The 16043-nt window shown below is 56.6% G+C and carries 9 protein-coding genes and 1 pseudogene; 4 read left to right on the forward strand and 6 right to left on the reverse strand.

The annotated features are described in order from the left end of the window. Window positions 1-180 precede the first annotated feature (180 nt). Both ACFSKT_RS01160 and ACFSKT_RS01165 read left to right on the forward strand, forming a co-directional pair. The gene (locus ACFSKT_RS01160; RefSeq protein WP_377776294.1) at window positions 181-6117 is read left to right on the forward strand and encodes a pectinesterase family protein; all 5937 of its coding nucleotides are present in this window, start codon (window positions 181-183) and stop codon (window positions 6115-6117) included. A 209-nt stretch (window positions 6118-6326) separates the two neighbouring features. Then, entirely contained in the window at window positions 6327-6809 is a 483-nt protein-coding gene (locus tag ACFSKT_RS01165; protein ID WP_377719970.1) for a HEAT repeat domain-containing protein, read from the forward strand. Window positions 6810-6973: 164 nt separating this feature from the next. On the opposite strand, the gene ACFSKT_RS01170 is transcribed toward ACFSKT_RS01165, so the two are convergent. From ACFSKT_RS01170 to ACFSKT_RS01190, 5 genes are all read right to left on the reverse strand, one after another. Continuing rightward, a complete protein-coding gene (locus ACFSKT_RS01170; RefSeq protein WP_377719971.1) occupies window positions 6974-7750 on the reverse strand; it encodes a hypothetical protein in 777 nt (258 codons plus the stop codon). Between the two features lie 79 nt (window positions 7751-7829). Continuing rightward, window positions 7830-8669 carry a sugar ABC transporter permease gene (locus ACFSKT_RS01175; protein WP_377719972.1) on the reverse strand — a complete coding sequence of 280 codons (840 nt, stop codon included), beginning with the start codon at window positions 8667-8669 and terminating at the stop codon, window positions 7830-7832. Continuing rightward, a complete protein-coding gene (locus ACFSKT_RS01180) occupies window positions 8666-10030 on the reverse strand; it encodes a carbohydrate ABC transporter permease (protein ID WP_377719973.1) in 1365 nt (454 codons plus the stop codon). The genes ACFSKT_RS01175 and ACFSKT_RS01180 overlap by 4 nt, the downstream gene beginning before the upstream one ends. Before the next feature lie 454 nt (window positions 10031-10484). Continuing rightward, window positions 10485-11813, reverse strand: coding sequence for a sugar ABC transporter substrate-binding protein (locus ACFSKT_RS01185; RefSeq protein ID WP_377719974.1), 1329 nt, complete (start codon window positions 11811-11813; stop codon window positions 10485-10487). Between the two features lie 364 nt (window positions 11814-12177). Beyond that, the gene (locus tag ACFSKT_RS01190; RefSeq protein ID WP_377719975.1) at window positions 12178-13095 is read right to left on the reverse strand and encodes a COX15/CtaA family protein; all 918 of its coding nucleotides are present in this window, start codon (window positions 13093-13095) and stop codon (window positions 12178-12180) included. A 78-nt stretch (window positions 13096-13173) separates the two neighbouring features. On the opposite strand from ACFSKT_RS01190, the pseudogene ACFSKT_RS01195 reads away from it, so the two are divergent. Then, window positions 13174-13308, forward strand: a pseudogene (locus tag ACFSKT_RS01195) (TetR/AcrR family transcriptional regulator); the annotation flags it as partial. A gap of 278 nt (window positions 13309-13586) precedes the next feature. On the opposite strand, the gene gdhA reads toward ACFSKT_RS01195, so the two are convergent. Continuing rightward, a complete protein-coding gene (gene gdhA / locus ACFSKT_RS01200; protein WP_377719976.1) occupies window positions 13587-14966 on the reverse strand; it encodes an NADP-specific glutamate dehydrogenase in 1380 nt (459 codons plus the stop codon). Between the two features lie 146 nt (window positions 14967-15112). On the opposite strand from gdhA, the gene ACFSKT_RS01205 reads away from it, so the two are divergent. Continuing rightward, window positions 15113-16012 (forward strand): LysR family transcriptional regulator, encoded by a 900-nt coding sequence (locus ACFSKT_RS01205; protein ID WP_377719977.1) that lies wholly within the window; start codon window positions 15113-15115, stop codon window positions 16010-16012. The last annotated feature ends 31 nt before the right edge of the window (window positions 16013-16043 follow it).

Here is a 16043-nt window from a genome sequence, read left to right on the forward strand (position 1 = left end):
CGCAAAGTGCGATTACCGCTTTCCCCTGCGGAGTTCGAAGGTGCGCGGCGTCTCCAAAAATGGTAACGCTTACAAGATAGGGCCCGGATGTGGACATTGAAAGGAGGGATGCTTAGCGAAAGCAGCCCAGCTAAAGCGATCAGCTAAGCGAGACAAAACAAAAACAGAGGAGGATTTACGTTGCTGAAAAAAATGGTTCCTTTGACCTTGGCCGTCTCCATGGTATCCAGCCTGCTGACCGGCATCGCGGCGGCCGACGCGCCGCAGCCCGCGGCGTCAACGCTTCTGCCGGCTTTCCCCGGCGCCGAAGGCGGAGGCATGTATACGACCGGCGGACGCGGCGGCGAGGTCTACGAAGTGACGACGCTTGCGGATTCCGGACCAGGCTCGCTGCGCGAAGGCGTCGCCAAGAGCAATACGACGATCGTCTTCCGCGTCGGCGGCACGATTCACCTGCAATCGCCGCTGAAGATAACAGGTTCCAATTTGACCATTGCCGGGCAGACGGCGCCGGGAGACGGGATCACGGTATCCGATTACGCCACTTATTTCGAAGCCGACAACCTCATTGTTCGCTATATGCGATTCAGACTCGGGGACCGCTATCCGAGCGAGGACGACGCGTTCGGCGGCCGCTATCATAAGAACATCATCATCGATCACAGCTCGTTCAGCTGGTCCGTGGACGAAGTGCTCAGCATGTATGTCAACGAGAATACGACCGTCCAATGGTCGATCATCTCCGAGAGCATGCTAATGACCTCCCATCAGAAGGGCCGTCATGGCTACGGCGGCATCTGGGGCGGGAATAATGCGTCGTTTCATCATAATCTCATCGCGCACAACGTGAGCCGCAATCCGCGTTTTGCCGGATCGCCTGGTTTTCCGATTGATATGTACAACAATATCATCTATGATTGGGGCTTCTTCTCCGCCTATGGAGGCGAGGAGGGCAACTACAATTTACGCGACAACTACTTCAAATACGGACCGAGCACATGGCGTTCCGTGCGCGACCAAGTTTTCGTCGGCGTGAGCGCGAATACGCGAATATACATCGGGGGCAACGTGATGGACGGTTCGCCGGAGGTGACCGCGGATAATTGGAAGGGCGTCGGCGACGTGGCGAACCCCGCGTCCAAGCTGAGCGAGGCCGTCCAGATGCCGAACCCCTCCAACCCCGAAACCGCGGAGGCGGCTTACGAGCATGTGCTCGCCTCTGCCGGCGCGACGCTGCCGAAGCGGGACGCGATCGATGCCCGGGTTGTGCAGGAGACGAAGGACCGCGCCGGCCGACATATCAACTCCCAGAAGGAAGTCGGGGGCTATCTCGAATTTCCGGCGACGGTATCGCGGCAGGCGGACGATGACCACGACGGCATGCCGAACGAATGGGAGCTGGCGAATGGCTTGAATCCGGCCGACGCTTCGGACCGCAACGGCATTCATGCGTCCGGTTATACGAACCTGGAAGTCTACTTGAACGGCATGACGGGCAACGGCTCGCTGAATCCGAAGGCGGCCATCACGTCCCCGGCGGATCATACGACGGTTACGGAAGGATCCACAGTCAATATAAGCGCGACGGCAACCGATCCCGACGGCAAAGTGGCCAAGGTGGAATTTTACGCAAACGATCAGAAGCTGGGCGAAGATACGACTGCTCCTTATACGTTCGAATGGAAAAACGCGCAGGATGGCAGTTATTATGTGACGGTTCGCGCGATCGACGACACGGGCACGGCGACGCAGTCCAGCAACGTCGGGATTCACGTGAACAAGATGGGCAGCACCGAACCTTGGAAGTCGGCCGACGTCGGGACGCCGGGGATCAAAGGCCACACCCAGCTGGGCGAGAGCGCCTCGGATGTGACTGTCAAGTCGGCGGGCGATATCGGCGGCACGGCGGATCATTTCCATTATGCGTATCAGAAGCTGACAGGCAACGGCGAGATCGTCGCCCAAGTCCAGCGCATTACGGCGACGGACGACGAGGCGGAAGCCGGCGTCATGATTCGGGACGGCTTGGATCAGAGCGCCAAATTCGTCTCGCTGATGGCCTCCTACGTGAAATATGGCAAAAAGAGCATCGTGCTGAAGCGGCAATCCGAAGGCGGCCAAGCGCAGCGAGTCGAGCCCGAAGCGTTCATCAACACCCCGTATTGGGTAAAGCTCGTTCGGTTAGGAAACCAATTCACGGCGCTGGCCTCTAGCGACGGCACGGGTTGGACGGTCGTGGATTCCTCCGAGATCCCGATGGGGGAGACGGTCTATTTCGGCTTGGTGGCGGATGCTTCCAAGTCCGACGACGACGTGAACAAATACAATGCGTCCGTATTCTCGAACGCGGCCGTGAAGGCGCTCGATGCGGATTATCCATTGGCTCCAACCGGTGTTCAGGCGATGGCAGGCATCAAATCCGTGAACCTGACCTGGAACGAAGTACAGTCCGCGGCAGGCTATAACGTCTACCGCAGCGAAATTCCGGGAGGACCGTTCGCCCAGATCGCGACTGGTGTGACGGCGACGACGTACGCGGATGCCGGTCTTGCGCCGGGTATGACGTATTACTATTACGTGACCGCGCACAACGCGAAAGGCACGAGCTTCAACTCGGACGTCGTCAGCGCGGTGGCGGAAGGCGATCCCGAGACGCTCTATATGATGGACGATGATTTCGAGGACACGGCGATCGACGCGACGCCGGAAGGGTATACGTTCGCGCCCGTGCCCCCGGATGCCGAACATAAGGTTGTCGCCGCTGCGATTCCGGCAGGCACGACGGGGAATGCCTCTGCGCAAGCGCTGCTGTTGTACGACAACGCGGTCGGCAGCACCGAGCTGTTCCGCAAATTCGCGCCGCAGACCGGCAAGTTCGTGTTCGAGGCGGATGTGACCTCGCCGGGCTGGCCAGGTACATCTACCGTGCTGAATTTGCAGGATGAGAACGGCACCAAGACGGCGCTCTCCATCCAGCTTCGCAAGCCGACCGCGCCTGCGGCGGAACCGAATTACACGCTGGTCTATAAGCGCAACGGCGCGGATGTGAAGTTGGTCGACCCGCCTGCCAATAACCACTGGATCAACCTGAAGATCGTGGCAAACGTCGCGGCCCAGACGGCCGACATCTTCATCGATAACAAGCTGGCGGCGGACGATGCGCCGCTCGAAGCGGATTTCCGGACGCTGGGCATCGGCCGCATCTCGGCCAAGACGCCGGGCACGGGCAAAGGCACGATTTATTATGACAACGTAAAGCTGTATGTCGAGCCGGTCGAAAGTCCGAACGGACTGTCCGCGCTTCCGGGCAACGGTAAAGTCCAGTTGGCTTGGACGGCGGCCGACGGCGCGTCCACGTATTCGATCAAGCGGGGGACGTCGGACGGAGGCCCCTACGAAGAGATCGCAGTAGGCGTGACAGGCGTGACGTATATCGATGAGACGGTGCAGAACGATACGACCTACTATTATGTCGTAACGGCGGTCGGCACCACGGGCGAGAGCGCGCCTTCCAATCAAGCCGTCGTGACGCCGTCCACCGCTGCCGTTAAGCCGGCGGCGCCTACAGGACTTGCGGGTTCTCCTCGCAGCGCGCAGACCGATCTGCAATGGCAGGCGGTCGATCATGCGATACACTACACGGTCAAGCGAAGCGCCAATCCCGAAGGACCCTTCGCGACTGTCGCATCCAACATCGCCTCAACGACGTATCGGGATGGCGGATTGGACAACGGCACGACGTACTACTATGTCGTATCCGCGTCGAGCATCGGCGGCGAGAGCGACAATTCCGCTTCGGTCGCGCTCACGCCGGCTGCGGCGCTGAATACGCCGGTCGTCGGCGCGAGCGCGGATGCAAGCGGCATTCAATTGACGTGGGAGAGTGTGACGGGCGCCGCATCGTATGAAATTAGCCGCGCGGAAGCGCTCGGCGGTCCATATGCAGTGATTGCGGAGAATGTGATCGGTACCGCGTATGCAGATAATGGACTTGCGGACGGCAAGCCTTATTACTATAAGGTTACCGCGGTGAACGACGTCTCGCGCAGCTTGCATGCCAAGCCCGTCGGCGCGCGCTTCGTCGCGAATGGCGACTTGCCCGCGGTTCCGTCCGAACTGGCCGCTGCGCCGGGAGATGCCAGCGTTTCCTTGCGATGGGGAGCGGCTGCCGGCGCGTCTACCTATACCGTGAAACGCGGCGAATCGCCTTCCGGCCCGTTCGCGGTCATCGCGAGCGGTCTGACGGAAGCGGCGTTCACGGATTCGGACTTGGTGAACGGCACGGCTTACTATTATATGGTCTCAGCCTCCAACGCGGCGGGCGAAGGCGGATCGTCGGTTATCGTTCGCGAAGTGCCGGCTCCGGTCTTAACAGTGGCGGCCGATGGCAGCGGACAGTATGCCAAAGTACAGGATGCGATCAATGCCGTGCCGAACAACAGCGCGTTGCCGACGATCATCCGAATCAAGAACGGCACCTACCGCGAGAAGTTGGACCTCTCCTCCGCCAAGACGAATGTGCGCATGATCGGCGAGAGCAGGGAAGGTACGATTCTCATCTACGGCGATGCCGCAAGCACGCTGGATTCGAACGGGAACCCGCTCGGCACCTCCAACAGCTACAGCTTCCGCGTCCAAGGCAGCGGGTTTACGGCCGAGCATCTCACGGTACAGAACGATGCGGGCATGGATGCCGGGCAAGCGGTCGCGCTCTACGCCAACGCCGATCGGCTGACATTCCGCGACGTGAGCCTGAAGGGTCATCAAGATACGCTGTATGCGAACAACGGCCGTCATTATTATGTCGACAGCTATATTGAAGGCACGGTCGATTTCATCTTCGGCAACGCCACGGCCGTATTCGAGAACAACACGATTCACAGCTTGCGAGGCGGATACGTGACGGCGGCATCCACCGGCGCGAGCAATACGGGATACGTGTTCGTGAACAGCCGGATTACGGCGGACGAAGGGGTGACCGGCGTGGCGCTCGGACGGCCATGGCGCGGCGACGCGAACGTCATTTATATCAACAGCTACTTAGGCGCCCATATTACCCCGGAAGGCTGGAACAACTGGGGCAACGCGAACAACGAGAAGACGGCGCGCTACGGCGAGTTCGCCAGCTATGGTCCAGGCGCCGATCCGAAAAGCAGGCTGAAATGGACGAAGCAGCTGACGACGGATGAAGCGGCATCCTATACGGTCGAGGGGATTCTGGCGGGAAGCGACCAGTGGAATCCGCGTCAGGAATATGGGTATGCCATAGCGGAGACGAGCAATAACGCGCCCTCGATCCAAGTTCAAGGGCCTACGACGGCGACGGCGGGCGGAGCGGCGTTTGATCTGGAATACGGGTTGGCTGCGGTTGAAGAAGATGTCCTTGCGCAAGATATACGCGTCACCTTCGACGCCGATCAACTCGAATTCATCGGTGTCGCTTCGGCGGACGAATCGAGATTCGTCGTCGTCGATCATTCGGCATCCCAATCAGGCAACCTTCGCATTCTCGGCGTACACGTCGGCGAAGGACAGACCGATCCGAACGGCAATCTGCTCAAGCTGACGTTCAAAGCAAGAGCGGCCGCGGCGCAGGGCAATCAGACGATCGCGTTCGCGTTAACGAAAGCCAATGGCGAAGGCGTGGAATCGTCTCTTCCGAGCAAAACGTTCACGATCCAGGTGTTGTCCATCGCGGATAAAGCGGCGCTGAACGCGCTGATCGTAAGCGCGCAGCAGGCGCACGACGCCGCCGTCGAAGGCAGCCGGGTCGGTCAATATCCGGCCGGTGCTAAGGCCAAGCTGCAAGCGGCGATCGACCAGGCGAAGACCGTGGCCGCGAACGATGCCGCGACGACCGCGCAGGTGGAGCAGGCCATTCAGACGCTCGATGCGGCGCTTAAGGTCTTCCAAGCTTCCGTCATCGCGAACGTGCCGGGCGACAACAACAACGACGGCAGCCTGACCATCGGCGACTTGGCGCTGATGGCGAAGTCGTACGGCAAGACGAGCGCGGACGCGCAGTGGGAGTCGGTCAAGCAGCACGATTTGAACGCCGACGGCATGATCGATATCGTGGATTTGACGACCATGGCGAGGCAGATTTTGAATTGGTAATGGAGGAGGGCATGCAGCGATTGCTGCGTGCTATAGACTGAGAGGAACCCCCTGTCTTGTTGGAGACATGGGGTTCTTTGTATTGACGGATTCATTTATAGTACGGAGCATTAAGACTCTCCATAGAGAACAAAAGCACTAGGCTTTACATATTACATTGGCGTATAGTGGAAATAGGAACTAGCTAGCCACAATAAGGGAATGGGTGGTTGAATATACAACGACAATTAGATCGTTTAATCGCGGAGAACGCAATCGATGACGCGATTGCTATTATCCAATCCATCGGCGAAATGAAAGATAGTTCTCAGTTGAATACGTTAATTAAGCACTTGCGATTAACCGACAATAGTAGCTTGAGGAATGAAATTGCGTTAGCTTTATCGGATATCGGACATAACACAGCAGTAGAACCCATAATCGAAGTCTTAGTCCACCCGAAAACGAAGGGGAACAGGGGGACTTTGTTATATGCGTTAGAAAACCTCGATTATATTTCACACATCGTAACCATAGCCGGTTTTATTGGCGACGATAGCTTTGAAGCGGGTATCCAGTTGTTGTTGCTGCTAGAGAATGTTATTGATCAACTGTCTGAGGAAGAAAAAGAAAGGTGTCGGAAAATGATTGAACCGAAATGGAAGATGAAAAAAAACGAAGCTCTTCAAGATGCACTTGAATTGTTATCTTAAGACTCATCGCTACTTACGAATTAGGCGGTTTAGCCATTCCGATCGTAACCCACCTCTTGCTTCTACCGCAGCAAATCATGTTTTGAATAACAAAAAAGACTGTCGAGATTACGTTCTCGACAGCCCCAGGCTTACAGACTCGACTGTAAGCCTTCAAGCTCACTTTATCCCCGACACTCCCGCGCCAACCGCCTAATCTCCATCCCAAGCCGCTCGTTAACCGCATAATGCCGCTCCATATAACTGAGAATCGCCAGCGCCGATTCCGGCAAACGATCGCAGCCTTGGAGCATCCCGTTCAGCTCCGCGGCGAACGTCGGGAATCGTCGTTCCAGACGCCGTTCCGATCCGAACGGATCCGGGAAGAACGATTCTTCGCGCTCCAGCAGATGCAGGACGGAAATCAGGTTGTCGATCGCGTAGCTTTGGATGAACCGCAAGGCCGACAGACGCTCGCCCCGGGCGTAACGGCCAAGACCGACATACAGATTCGTCAGCGCCTCGTTGAGCGGATGATGCAGGTCCGTCTTGGGTTCCTTGGCTGCCAGCCCCCAAGAAGCGGGAACGTTCGTCTGCCAATCTGGTCGCCGCCACACCATGCGGCCGCCGGTGTAGGAGATCACGGCTAGTTCTTCCTCCTCGAAGATCGCGAACTCGCCGTAGATGCCGTCTTCGAACAGGATCTTGTAACCGACCTCGGTGTTCAAGAAGGCATAGGCTAACGGACTTGCTTGTTCCAGCCAGTCCAAGCTCTCTAGGAATCGCGGTTTCTCGCCGGCCCGCACGAATACGAAGAAATCCAGATCGGAATATTCATCCAGCCGATCCGTTTCGAGTCCGACCGAGCCTAGGCCGAGCAGCCCTAACGCGCCGTCCGTCTTGCTGATGGACTCGCCGATGGCATCTAGACGTTGTAGCAGTTTTTTCGTTTGCTGTATCATGATCATTCTCCTTGGATGTTAAGTTTCTCCTCAGCATTTCTCTTTTTTTCTTCAGAAAGTCCTATCTTCCGCTATAGCCTCAGCCCTTATCCGCTCCGGATGTCAACCCCTCGACGAGGAACCGCTGGAAAATCAGGAACACGGCCGTGATCGGCAGGGCCACGAGCACGCAGCCGGCCGCGAAGATCGTGAACTGCGTCGCGAAGTTGCCGCTGACCATGTTGAACAGCCCGACGGCGAGCGTCTGCTTCTCTGTCGACCGCAGCACGACCTGCGCGAAAATATAGTCGTTGAACGCGCCGGCGAACGAGGTAACGGACAGCAGTACGATCATCGGGCGCGACAGCGGGAGGAAGATGCGGAAGAAGACGCCCCAATGGCTAGCTCCGTCGAGCCTGGCCGCTTCCTCCAGACTTTTGGGGATCGTGTCGTAGTAGCCTTTGACCACGAGATAACCCAAGGCCGCGCCGGCGGTGTAGACGAGAATCAAGGCCGAGTGTTTATTCAGCAGGTCCATGTTCAGCAGCAGGATGTAGACGGCGAACAAGCTCATGAACGAAGGGAACATGCCCAGGACGAACAGGACGCTCATCAAATTTTTCTTCCCGTAGAACCGGAACCGCGAGAACGCATACCCGGTCAGCAGCACGAAGATCGTGCCGAAGATCGTGGAGACGACGGCGATCTTGAGGGTGTTCCAATACCATTCCGCGAACGGGAATCGCGTGAACAGCTCGCTGTAATGCGCCACCGTCCAGCTAACGGGAATGAGCGTCTCGCTGAATAGCGATGTCCCCGGGCGGAAGGAGGACAGCACCACCCATAGGGCAGGGAACACGGCGAATATGCCGATTAAGGCCAGCAGCACGTAACTCGTGGCGATCCACAGCGACTGCCGCAGCCGATAGCCGGTTTTCATCGGTACGTCTCCTCCTCTTTGAACGCCTTCGTCCGGCGGAAATTCCAGATCGACAAGCCCGCGATGATAACGAAGATCATGATGCTAATGACGGAAGCGAAATTGTATTTGCCGTTCGTAATCGACAGCTTATACAGCCAGGTGATGAGCAAATCCGTCTCGCCGGCGAATTGGTACTCGCTGTTGGTCGGATTGCCGCCCGTCAGCAGGAAAATAACGCCGAAATTGTTGACGTTGCCGGCGAACGTGCCGATCAGGATCGGCGCCAGCGAATACATGACGCCCGGGAACGTAATCATCCGGAAGCGCTGGATCGGGGAGGCGCCGTCGACCTCGGCCGCTTCGTACTGCTCCCGCGGAATCGTCGTCAGGATGCCCATGATGAGCAGCATCGAGATCGGGAAGCCGAGCCAGAAGTTGACGATCAGCACCGTCACTTTCGCCCAGAACGGGTCGGCCAGCCACTCTGGGCCTTCAATGCCGAACCAGCGCAAATACTGATTGATCGGCCCGAACTGCGTATTGAAGAAATTGCGCATGATGAGCAGCGAGACGAAGGATGGAATGGCGAACGGCAGCATATACAGTGTGCGCCAGAACGATTTGAACCGAATGAACTTCTGCTGCACGAGCAGCGCGATGGCGAATCCGCCGAAGAAGGTGGATACCGTCGAGAGCACCGCCCACGTCATCGTCCAGGTGAATACGCCGTAGAAGGTTTTGGCCCACGCGCTTAACTGGAACAAATTCAGGAAATTCGTCAGGCCGACCCAGTTGACCAGATTCGCCGGCGGAAGGTGGTTAGGCGACGAATAGTCGGTGAACGCGATCAGGATGGAGAAGACGATCGGCAGCACCGTGAAGAAGAGGACGAAGAGCAGCGGCGGCGAGACGATCATATAGGGGAACCATTTGTCATTGATGAATCTGATCGTGTCCACGAACGGCTTCGGCTGAATGCCTTGCTCCCGCAGTTTGCCGATGCGATACGCATCGCGGATGGCCGCGGCGTATAACAGGATGAGCAGCATCGCGACGAAGAGGACGATCAGTCCCTGTACCATCAGAAAAATGGAGTGGTCGCCGGCGACCGGCTGATACACTTTGCCGACGAGCTTCAGCTGCTGCTTCTGTTCGCCAAGCGTGATGAGCCCCCAGATTGCATGTCCCAGCCGGGTGACGGCAAAGTATAGTCCGATCGCATACAGCGCCAACAGGAGGAGGCCTTTCCCGAATTGCCGGTTGTATATTTGGCCCAGCCCCGCCGCGACGACCGATAGCAGGGCCGCGTTTCGCGCATGAGGAATGCCGCCCGCGACGGGGGACAGGGTAGGGATGGAGCTTGTATTGACTTCGCTCATGCTGGTTTCTCCTTTCTTGAAATCCTAAGCGGCATGCTGCATGCCCAATCTTTGGATTGGGCGCAAACCAATTAGCCGTGGCTAAATGCTGCATTCACAATCTTTGGATTGTGAACGCAAACCAATTAGCCGTGGCTAAATGCTGCATGCACAATCTTTGGATTGTGAACGCAAACCAATTAGCCGTGGCTAAATGCTGCATGCCCAATCTTTGGATTGTGAACGCAAACCAATTAGCCGTGGCTAAATGCTGCATGCCCAATCTTTGGATTGTGAACGCAAACCAATTAGCCGTGGCTAAATGCTGCATTCACAATCTTTGGATTGTGAACGCAAACCAATTAGCCGTGGCTAAATGCTGCATTCACAATCTTTGGATTGTGAACGCAAACCAATTAGCCGTGGCTAAATGCTGCGTTCACAATCTTTGGATTGTGAACGCAAACCAATTAGCCTAATTCCCCTGTTGTTCGATCGCGATTTTCAGATCCGCCGCGGCTTTGTCCATCGTCTGCTGCACGTCGGCGCCGTTCCAGATCGGCTCGAGCGCGGCCGTTACCGGCGTCCACACCGCGCGCATCTCGATGATGCCCGGCATCGTCTGCGCGGTCTTGAATTGCTCAAGGAACGTGGAAGCGACTTCGTTCTTCCGAATCGCCGGATCGTCCTCCATGCCATTGCGGGCGGGGATAATGCCGGTCATCTCGAATTCCTTGGACAGCGCTTCTTCCGACGTGAGCATCTGGATGAACAGCTTGGCGGCGTTCGGGTATTGGCTGAAGGAGCTAACAAAGTATGACTTCACGCCTGCGTACGGCTGAGGGCTCTTGCCATTGGGCATCGGCGGGAGTGTGACGGCGCCGACCTCGAAGCCAAGCTTCTCGCTCGTGAAGTTGCCCAGCTGCCAGATCCCGTCCATGTTGATCGCGAGTTTCCCGGTCTGGAACAGGTTCGTCTTGACGTCGGCCGTGGCGTCGGTCGCTTTGATCGGCAGAATATCCTGCAAGCTCTGATAGAACTTCATCCCTTCGACGAATTCGGACTTGTTGATGCCGATATCGGTCGGGTCGGTGCCGTTCTGGCCGAAAATGTAACCGCCATAGCCATTGGCGAACGCATTGACGAAGTACAAGTCGTTGGCCAGGAACATGAAGCCGAACTTGTTGTTCTTCGGTTCATTGAATTTTTGGGAGAAAGCTTTGATGCTATCCCAGTTGGCCAGATCCTCCGGCTTCACGAGCGATTTGTTGTAATAGAGCAGGTAGGTCTCCATATTCCGTGGATAGCCGTACAGGACGCCATCGATCGTCACGGCCTCGACGGCCGCGGGCAGGAAGTTGGTCTTCGTCTCCTCGGCGTAGAAATCGTTCGGCAGGAAGAGGCCGGCCGCAACGGCTTCGACGAGCTGATCGTGCGGAATGGCGAGAATGTCGGCGCCGATGCCTGCTGGTCCATCGGTCGTCAGCCGGTTGCGCTGGTCGCCGCCGCCTACTTCCTGGAATTCAACCGGCACGCCGTACTTGGTTGTGAATTGCTTGCCCATTTCCTCCAGGAACGCCTGCTGCTCCTTCGCTTCCCAGATGATCAGCTTGGCGCCGGGCTCGGGTACGAGTTCATCCGAACCGGCCGCGTTCGCTTGTCCGTCCACGGGCTGCTCCGCTGAGGCGGGCGCAGCTTTGTTCCCCCCTCCATTACCGCCATTTTCCGCGCTGCCGCCAGAGCATGCGCTTAGCGCAAGCGTCATGGCCATGGCGCTGATAAGAACCCCTGTTTTTTTCATCATGCGTTGTAACCCCTTTCGGTTTTATATGCGTAAAATGCAATCGCTTACAAAAGCGGGCGGATTGCATTTCGCCACAAACTCCGGGCCGCTCCCAGGCGGAAACGACAAAAGGGCACACCTCTGGAAGTCGTCCGAGGATGTACCCTTTACAGGTAGCATTGCCTTCATCTTGGGATAGAAGGAAATATCAAAGATGTTATATTTAAACAAATCCGAGATGCAAAAAAGGCACATCCTCCGCACGTAGCTTCGAGGATGTACCTGTTCAGGTAGCAGTGCCTTTAATTTATTACTTGCATCATACGGGATCGCCAAGGAAATTTCAACCTTAATTTTCCACTCATCCTGCATTCGAAAGCCCTGATTATGAAGATACGGTTTTGCCTAGTCTCCAGGCCAAGTAACTCAAGTAGGAGAGAATGCCGAATAATAAGGCGATGCTCGTCTGGTGTGCCAATACGTTGAACATGTACAATTCTGGACGGCCCATCGTCATCATCAGACTCGCGCCGGTAAGGACCTGGAACGCGATCAACGCTGCGGAGAGCGCCCCGACAATTCGGAATTCGCGGATGTTACGATAGTATCGGTACATGAACCAGCATAGCGCGAGAATCAGGACGACGAGCATGTAACCGGCCAGCCGGTGGACCCATGCAATGCCGACGCCGCCGGATAACGCCGGTACAAGCTCGCCGTTGCAAAGCGGGAAACCGGCGCATGCCCCCGCGGAATCGGTATGGCTGACGTAAGCGCCCGAATAGACGACGATATACGAATAGATCGTTGTCGCCCATACAAAAATCCGAAATCCACGGGTCGTCCTGGGTAGTCGATCATAGGCGGCAAGTCCTCCTGACTGCTCTTCTTGTCTGGCGCCAAGACTAGTCATGAGCGAGCTGGCCAGCGAAATAAAGGCAAAGCCGAGATGAAGCGCCATCACGGGCGGCGATTGTGAATAAACGACGGCGAGTGCCCCCATAATGCCTTGAATCGTGACGAATACAACCGTGAGAACGGAAAACAAGATCAAATCCTTGCGCTTCGTTTTGGTCCACAGAAAGAGAACGAGCGTCGCGATCGCGAGCAGACCGGCGGTCGTGCTGACCAGCCGATGCGAGTATTCGATCACGGAAGCGAGCGTATGAGCTGGTACGAATTTCCCATGACAGAGGGGCCATTCATCTCCACAGCCGAGTCCGGATTCGGTCCGGGTGACGACACCGCCTCCGAAGGTAGCGAAGAACATGAATAGCGTGGTCAGGTAGCTGATTTTTTTCATGCGTGAATCCTTTCAAGTAGAGTCATAGGCCACGATTCCTCTCAGTCGATGAAAGGTTGACTAAATTATTCATCCGAACTATCGAAGCCATCTATTTATTATCATTTCTCGAGCAAACCTGAGTTGTTCAAAGCCTCGGTAATTGCGATCCTGAATCAAGTATACGCGAAAACGTCGAATTTGCTTCACGAATCGGACAGCCTGGGATCCTAAGAGATCACGTTGCCGTGTTTCTGGCTCAGTCCTTCTCCACCCTGTTATTGCTTGGCAATCGGAAAGATACGAGGAGTCAATACGCAACCAGTCATGAACTGGGCAAACAAATCGTGGATCTGTTTCTGCGCGGAGCGGCTATTCCGCTGTAAAGCGGGGGGTTAATTGCGAGAACAACTGATATGGCATCCATCCGCAGCGTGAAACAGGAAATCAACATTCAAGACGAAAAAGGAGCAAGCCGCGGCGGCTTGCTCCTTTTTCCTCGTATGGCGATATTAGACGCCTTGCGCGATCATGGCATCCGCTACCTTGACGAAACCGGCAATGTTGGCCCCGATGACCAGATTGCCCGGCACGCCGTATTTCTCGGAAGCGTTCATGCATTCGTTGTAAATATTGCTCATGATCTGCCGCAGTTTGGCGTCGACCTCGTCCATCGTCCAAGACAGACGTGCGCTGTTCTGAGCCATTTCCAAGGCGGAGACGGACACGCCGCCCGCATTGGCGGCTTTGGCAGGCCCGAACAGCACCTTGTTGTCGAGGAAGACGTCGATCGCTTCCAGCGTGGAAGGCATGTTGGCGCCTTCGCCGACGGCTTTGACGCCATTGCGGACGAGCAGCTCGGCGGACGCCTTGTCGATCTCGTTCTGCGTCGCGCACGGCAGGGCGATATCGCACGGGATCGTCCAAATCCCGGTACAGCCCTCGACGTAAACCGCATCGGGATGCTCGATGACGTAATCCCGAACTCGCCGATTCTCCACTTCCTTCAATCGTTTGATCGTGGCAAGGTTAATGCCTTGTCCGTGATAGATATAACCGGAGGAATCGCTGCATGCGACGACCTTGGCGCCGAGCTGCATCGCTTTCTCCATCGCGTAGATCGAGACGTTGCCGGAGCCTGATACGACGACGGTGCTGCCGTCGAATCCGTAGCCGGCATTCTTCAGCATGTGCTCCACGAAGTAGACGGCTCCGTAACCGGTTGCTTCTTTGCGGCCGAGACTCCCGCCGTATCCGATGCCTTTGCCGGTGAGCACGCCGGCTTCATAAGCGCCGACGAGTTTTTTGTACTGGCCGAACATATAGCCGATTTCCCGCGCCCCAACGCCAATGTCGCCGGCCGGCACGTCGATATCTGCTCCGATATGCTTGCTCAGCTCGGTCATGAAGCTTTGGCAGAAGCGCATGATCTCCAGATCCGATTTGCCTTTCGGATCGAAGTCGGAGCCGCCTTTGCCGCCGCCGATCGCCTGGCCCGTCAGCGCGTTTTTGAAAATTTGCTCGAAGCCTAAGAATTTGACGATGCTGGCGTTCACGGTTGGGTGGAAGCGCAAGCCGCCTTTGTAAGGACCGATCGCGTTGCTGAATTGAACGCGAAAGCCGCGATTCACCTGCACTTTGCCGTTGTCGTCGAGCCAAGGCACGCGGAACGAGATGAGCCGGTCGGGCTCGACAAGCCGGTCGAGGATGGCATGCTCGATGTAAGCCGGATTATCGGCGATGACGGGAATAAGCGAGAGAAACACTTCTTTGACGGCTTGATGGAACTCGGTTTCATGGGGATTGCGGTTCTTCACGGTTTCGAAGACGCGGTCGACGTAATGCTGCGCCTCCGGCGAATTCGTTTGCACGACTTCCTCTACTAAACTCATGGTTACACTCCTTCGTGATGTTGGTGCGGATATCCATTCCTCTTTTTCCGATCGTAGTTTAATATTAGTATTTAAGAATTGATCGCTTCAATATTCAGATTACATCGAGTTAATGCGTTATAGGCATGAAGTGGAGGGGCATACCGGTGGAAGTGAGACAAATGCGATATTTTATGGAGGTTGCGAAGCGGGAACACGTCACAGAGGCGGCGAATGCGCTGCATGTCGCGCAGTCCTCGGTCAGCCGGCAGCTCTTTCAGCTGGAGAGTGAATTAGGGGTCGATCTCTTCGTCCGCTCGGGGCGCCGAGTCAGGCTCACGCCGATCGGGAAGATTCTGCTTGCACGCGTCGAACAGGTGATGCATATGATCGGCGAGGCCGAGCGGGAAGTGAAGGAATATTTGGAGCCGGAGAAAGGGGTCGTCCGTATCGCGTTCCCGATCAGCTTGGCGGCGCACGTGCTGCCGACGGCCATCTATGCGTTTCGCAAGCGGTATCCGGAGGCCAAATTTCAGATGAGGCAAGCGCTATACCGCGATTTGATCGACGGCGTAGCCAGCGGGGAATTCAATCTCGCGCTGATCGCGCCGCTGCCAACCGGCGAGAAGGCGATCCGATCCAAGCTGCTGTTCACCGAGCAGATCGTCGCGCTCCTGCCGATCCATCATCGGCTTGCCGATCGGACGAGCATTCGCCTGGAGGAGCTGCGGGAGGACGCGTTCGTCACGCTGCCGGAAGGGACGATCTTCCGGGACATCGTATGGAAAGCTTGCGGCGAGATCGGGTTCGCGCCTCATATCGCGTTCGAAGGCGACGACATCGATGCGCTGAAAGGGCTCGTCTCGGCCGGACTCGGCGTCGCGCTTATGCCGGAGGTAACGTTAGTGGATAACATTCCGCATGCGACGGTGAAAATTCCGCTGGCGGAGCCCGAAGTCACCAGAACCATAGGCGTCATCAGCCCCACGCAGCGAAAGTTGCTTCCCTCGGAGCAGCTGTTCTATCAATTTCTGACGGAATTTTTCGCGGAACGCGCGCATGAATGAACGTGCGCATACGTTCCTTGCAAGGGAGCGA

The sequence above is a fragment of the Paenibacillus xanthanilyticus genome, from assembly GCF_042682185.1.
Lineage (GTDB): Bacteria > Bacillota > Bacilli > Paenibacillales > Paenibacillaceae > Paenibacillus_Z > Paenibacillus_Z xanthanilyticus.

Coding starts and splice junctions, on each gene's coding strand:
- ACFSKT_RS01170 (WP_377719971.1), bottom strand. CDS start 7,750: ATGATACAGCAAACGAAAAAACTGCTACAACGTCTAGATGCCATCGGC.
- ACFSKT_RS01185 (WP_377719974.1), bottom strand. CDS start 11,813: ATGATGAAAAAAACAGGGGTTCTTATCAGCGCCATGGCCATGACGCTT.
- ACFSKT_RS01190 (WP_377719975.1), bottom strand. CDS start 13,095: ATGAAAAAAATCAGCTACCTGACCACGCTATTCATGTTCTTCGCTACC.
- gdhA (WP_377719976.1), bottom strand. CDS start 14,966: ATGAGTTTAGTAGAGGAAGTCGTGCAAACGAATTCGCCGGAGGCGCAG.
- ACFSKT_RS01175 (WP_377719972.1), bottom strand. CDS start 8,669: ATGAAAACCGGCTATCGGCTGCGGCAGTCGCTGTGGATCGCCACGAGT.
- ACFSKT_RS01180 (WP_377719973.1), bottom strand. CDS start 10,030: ATGAGCGAAGTCAATACAAGCTCCATCCCTACCCTGTCCCCCGTCGCG.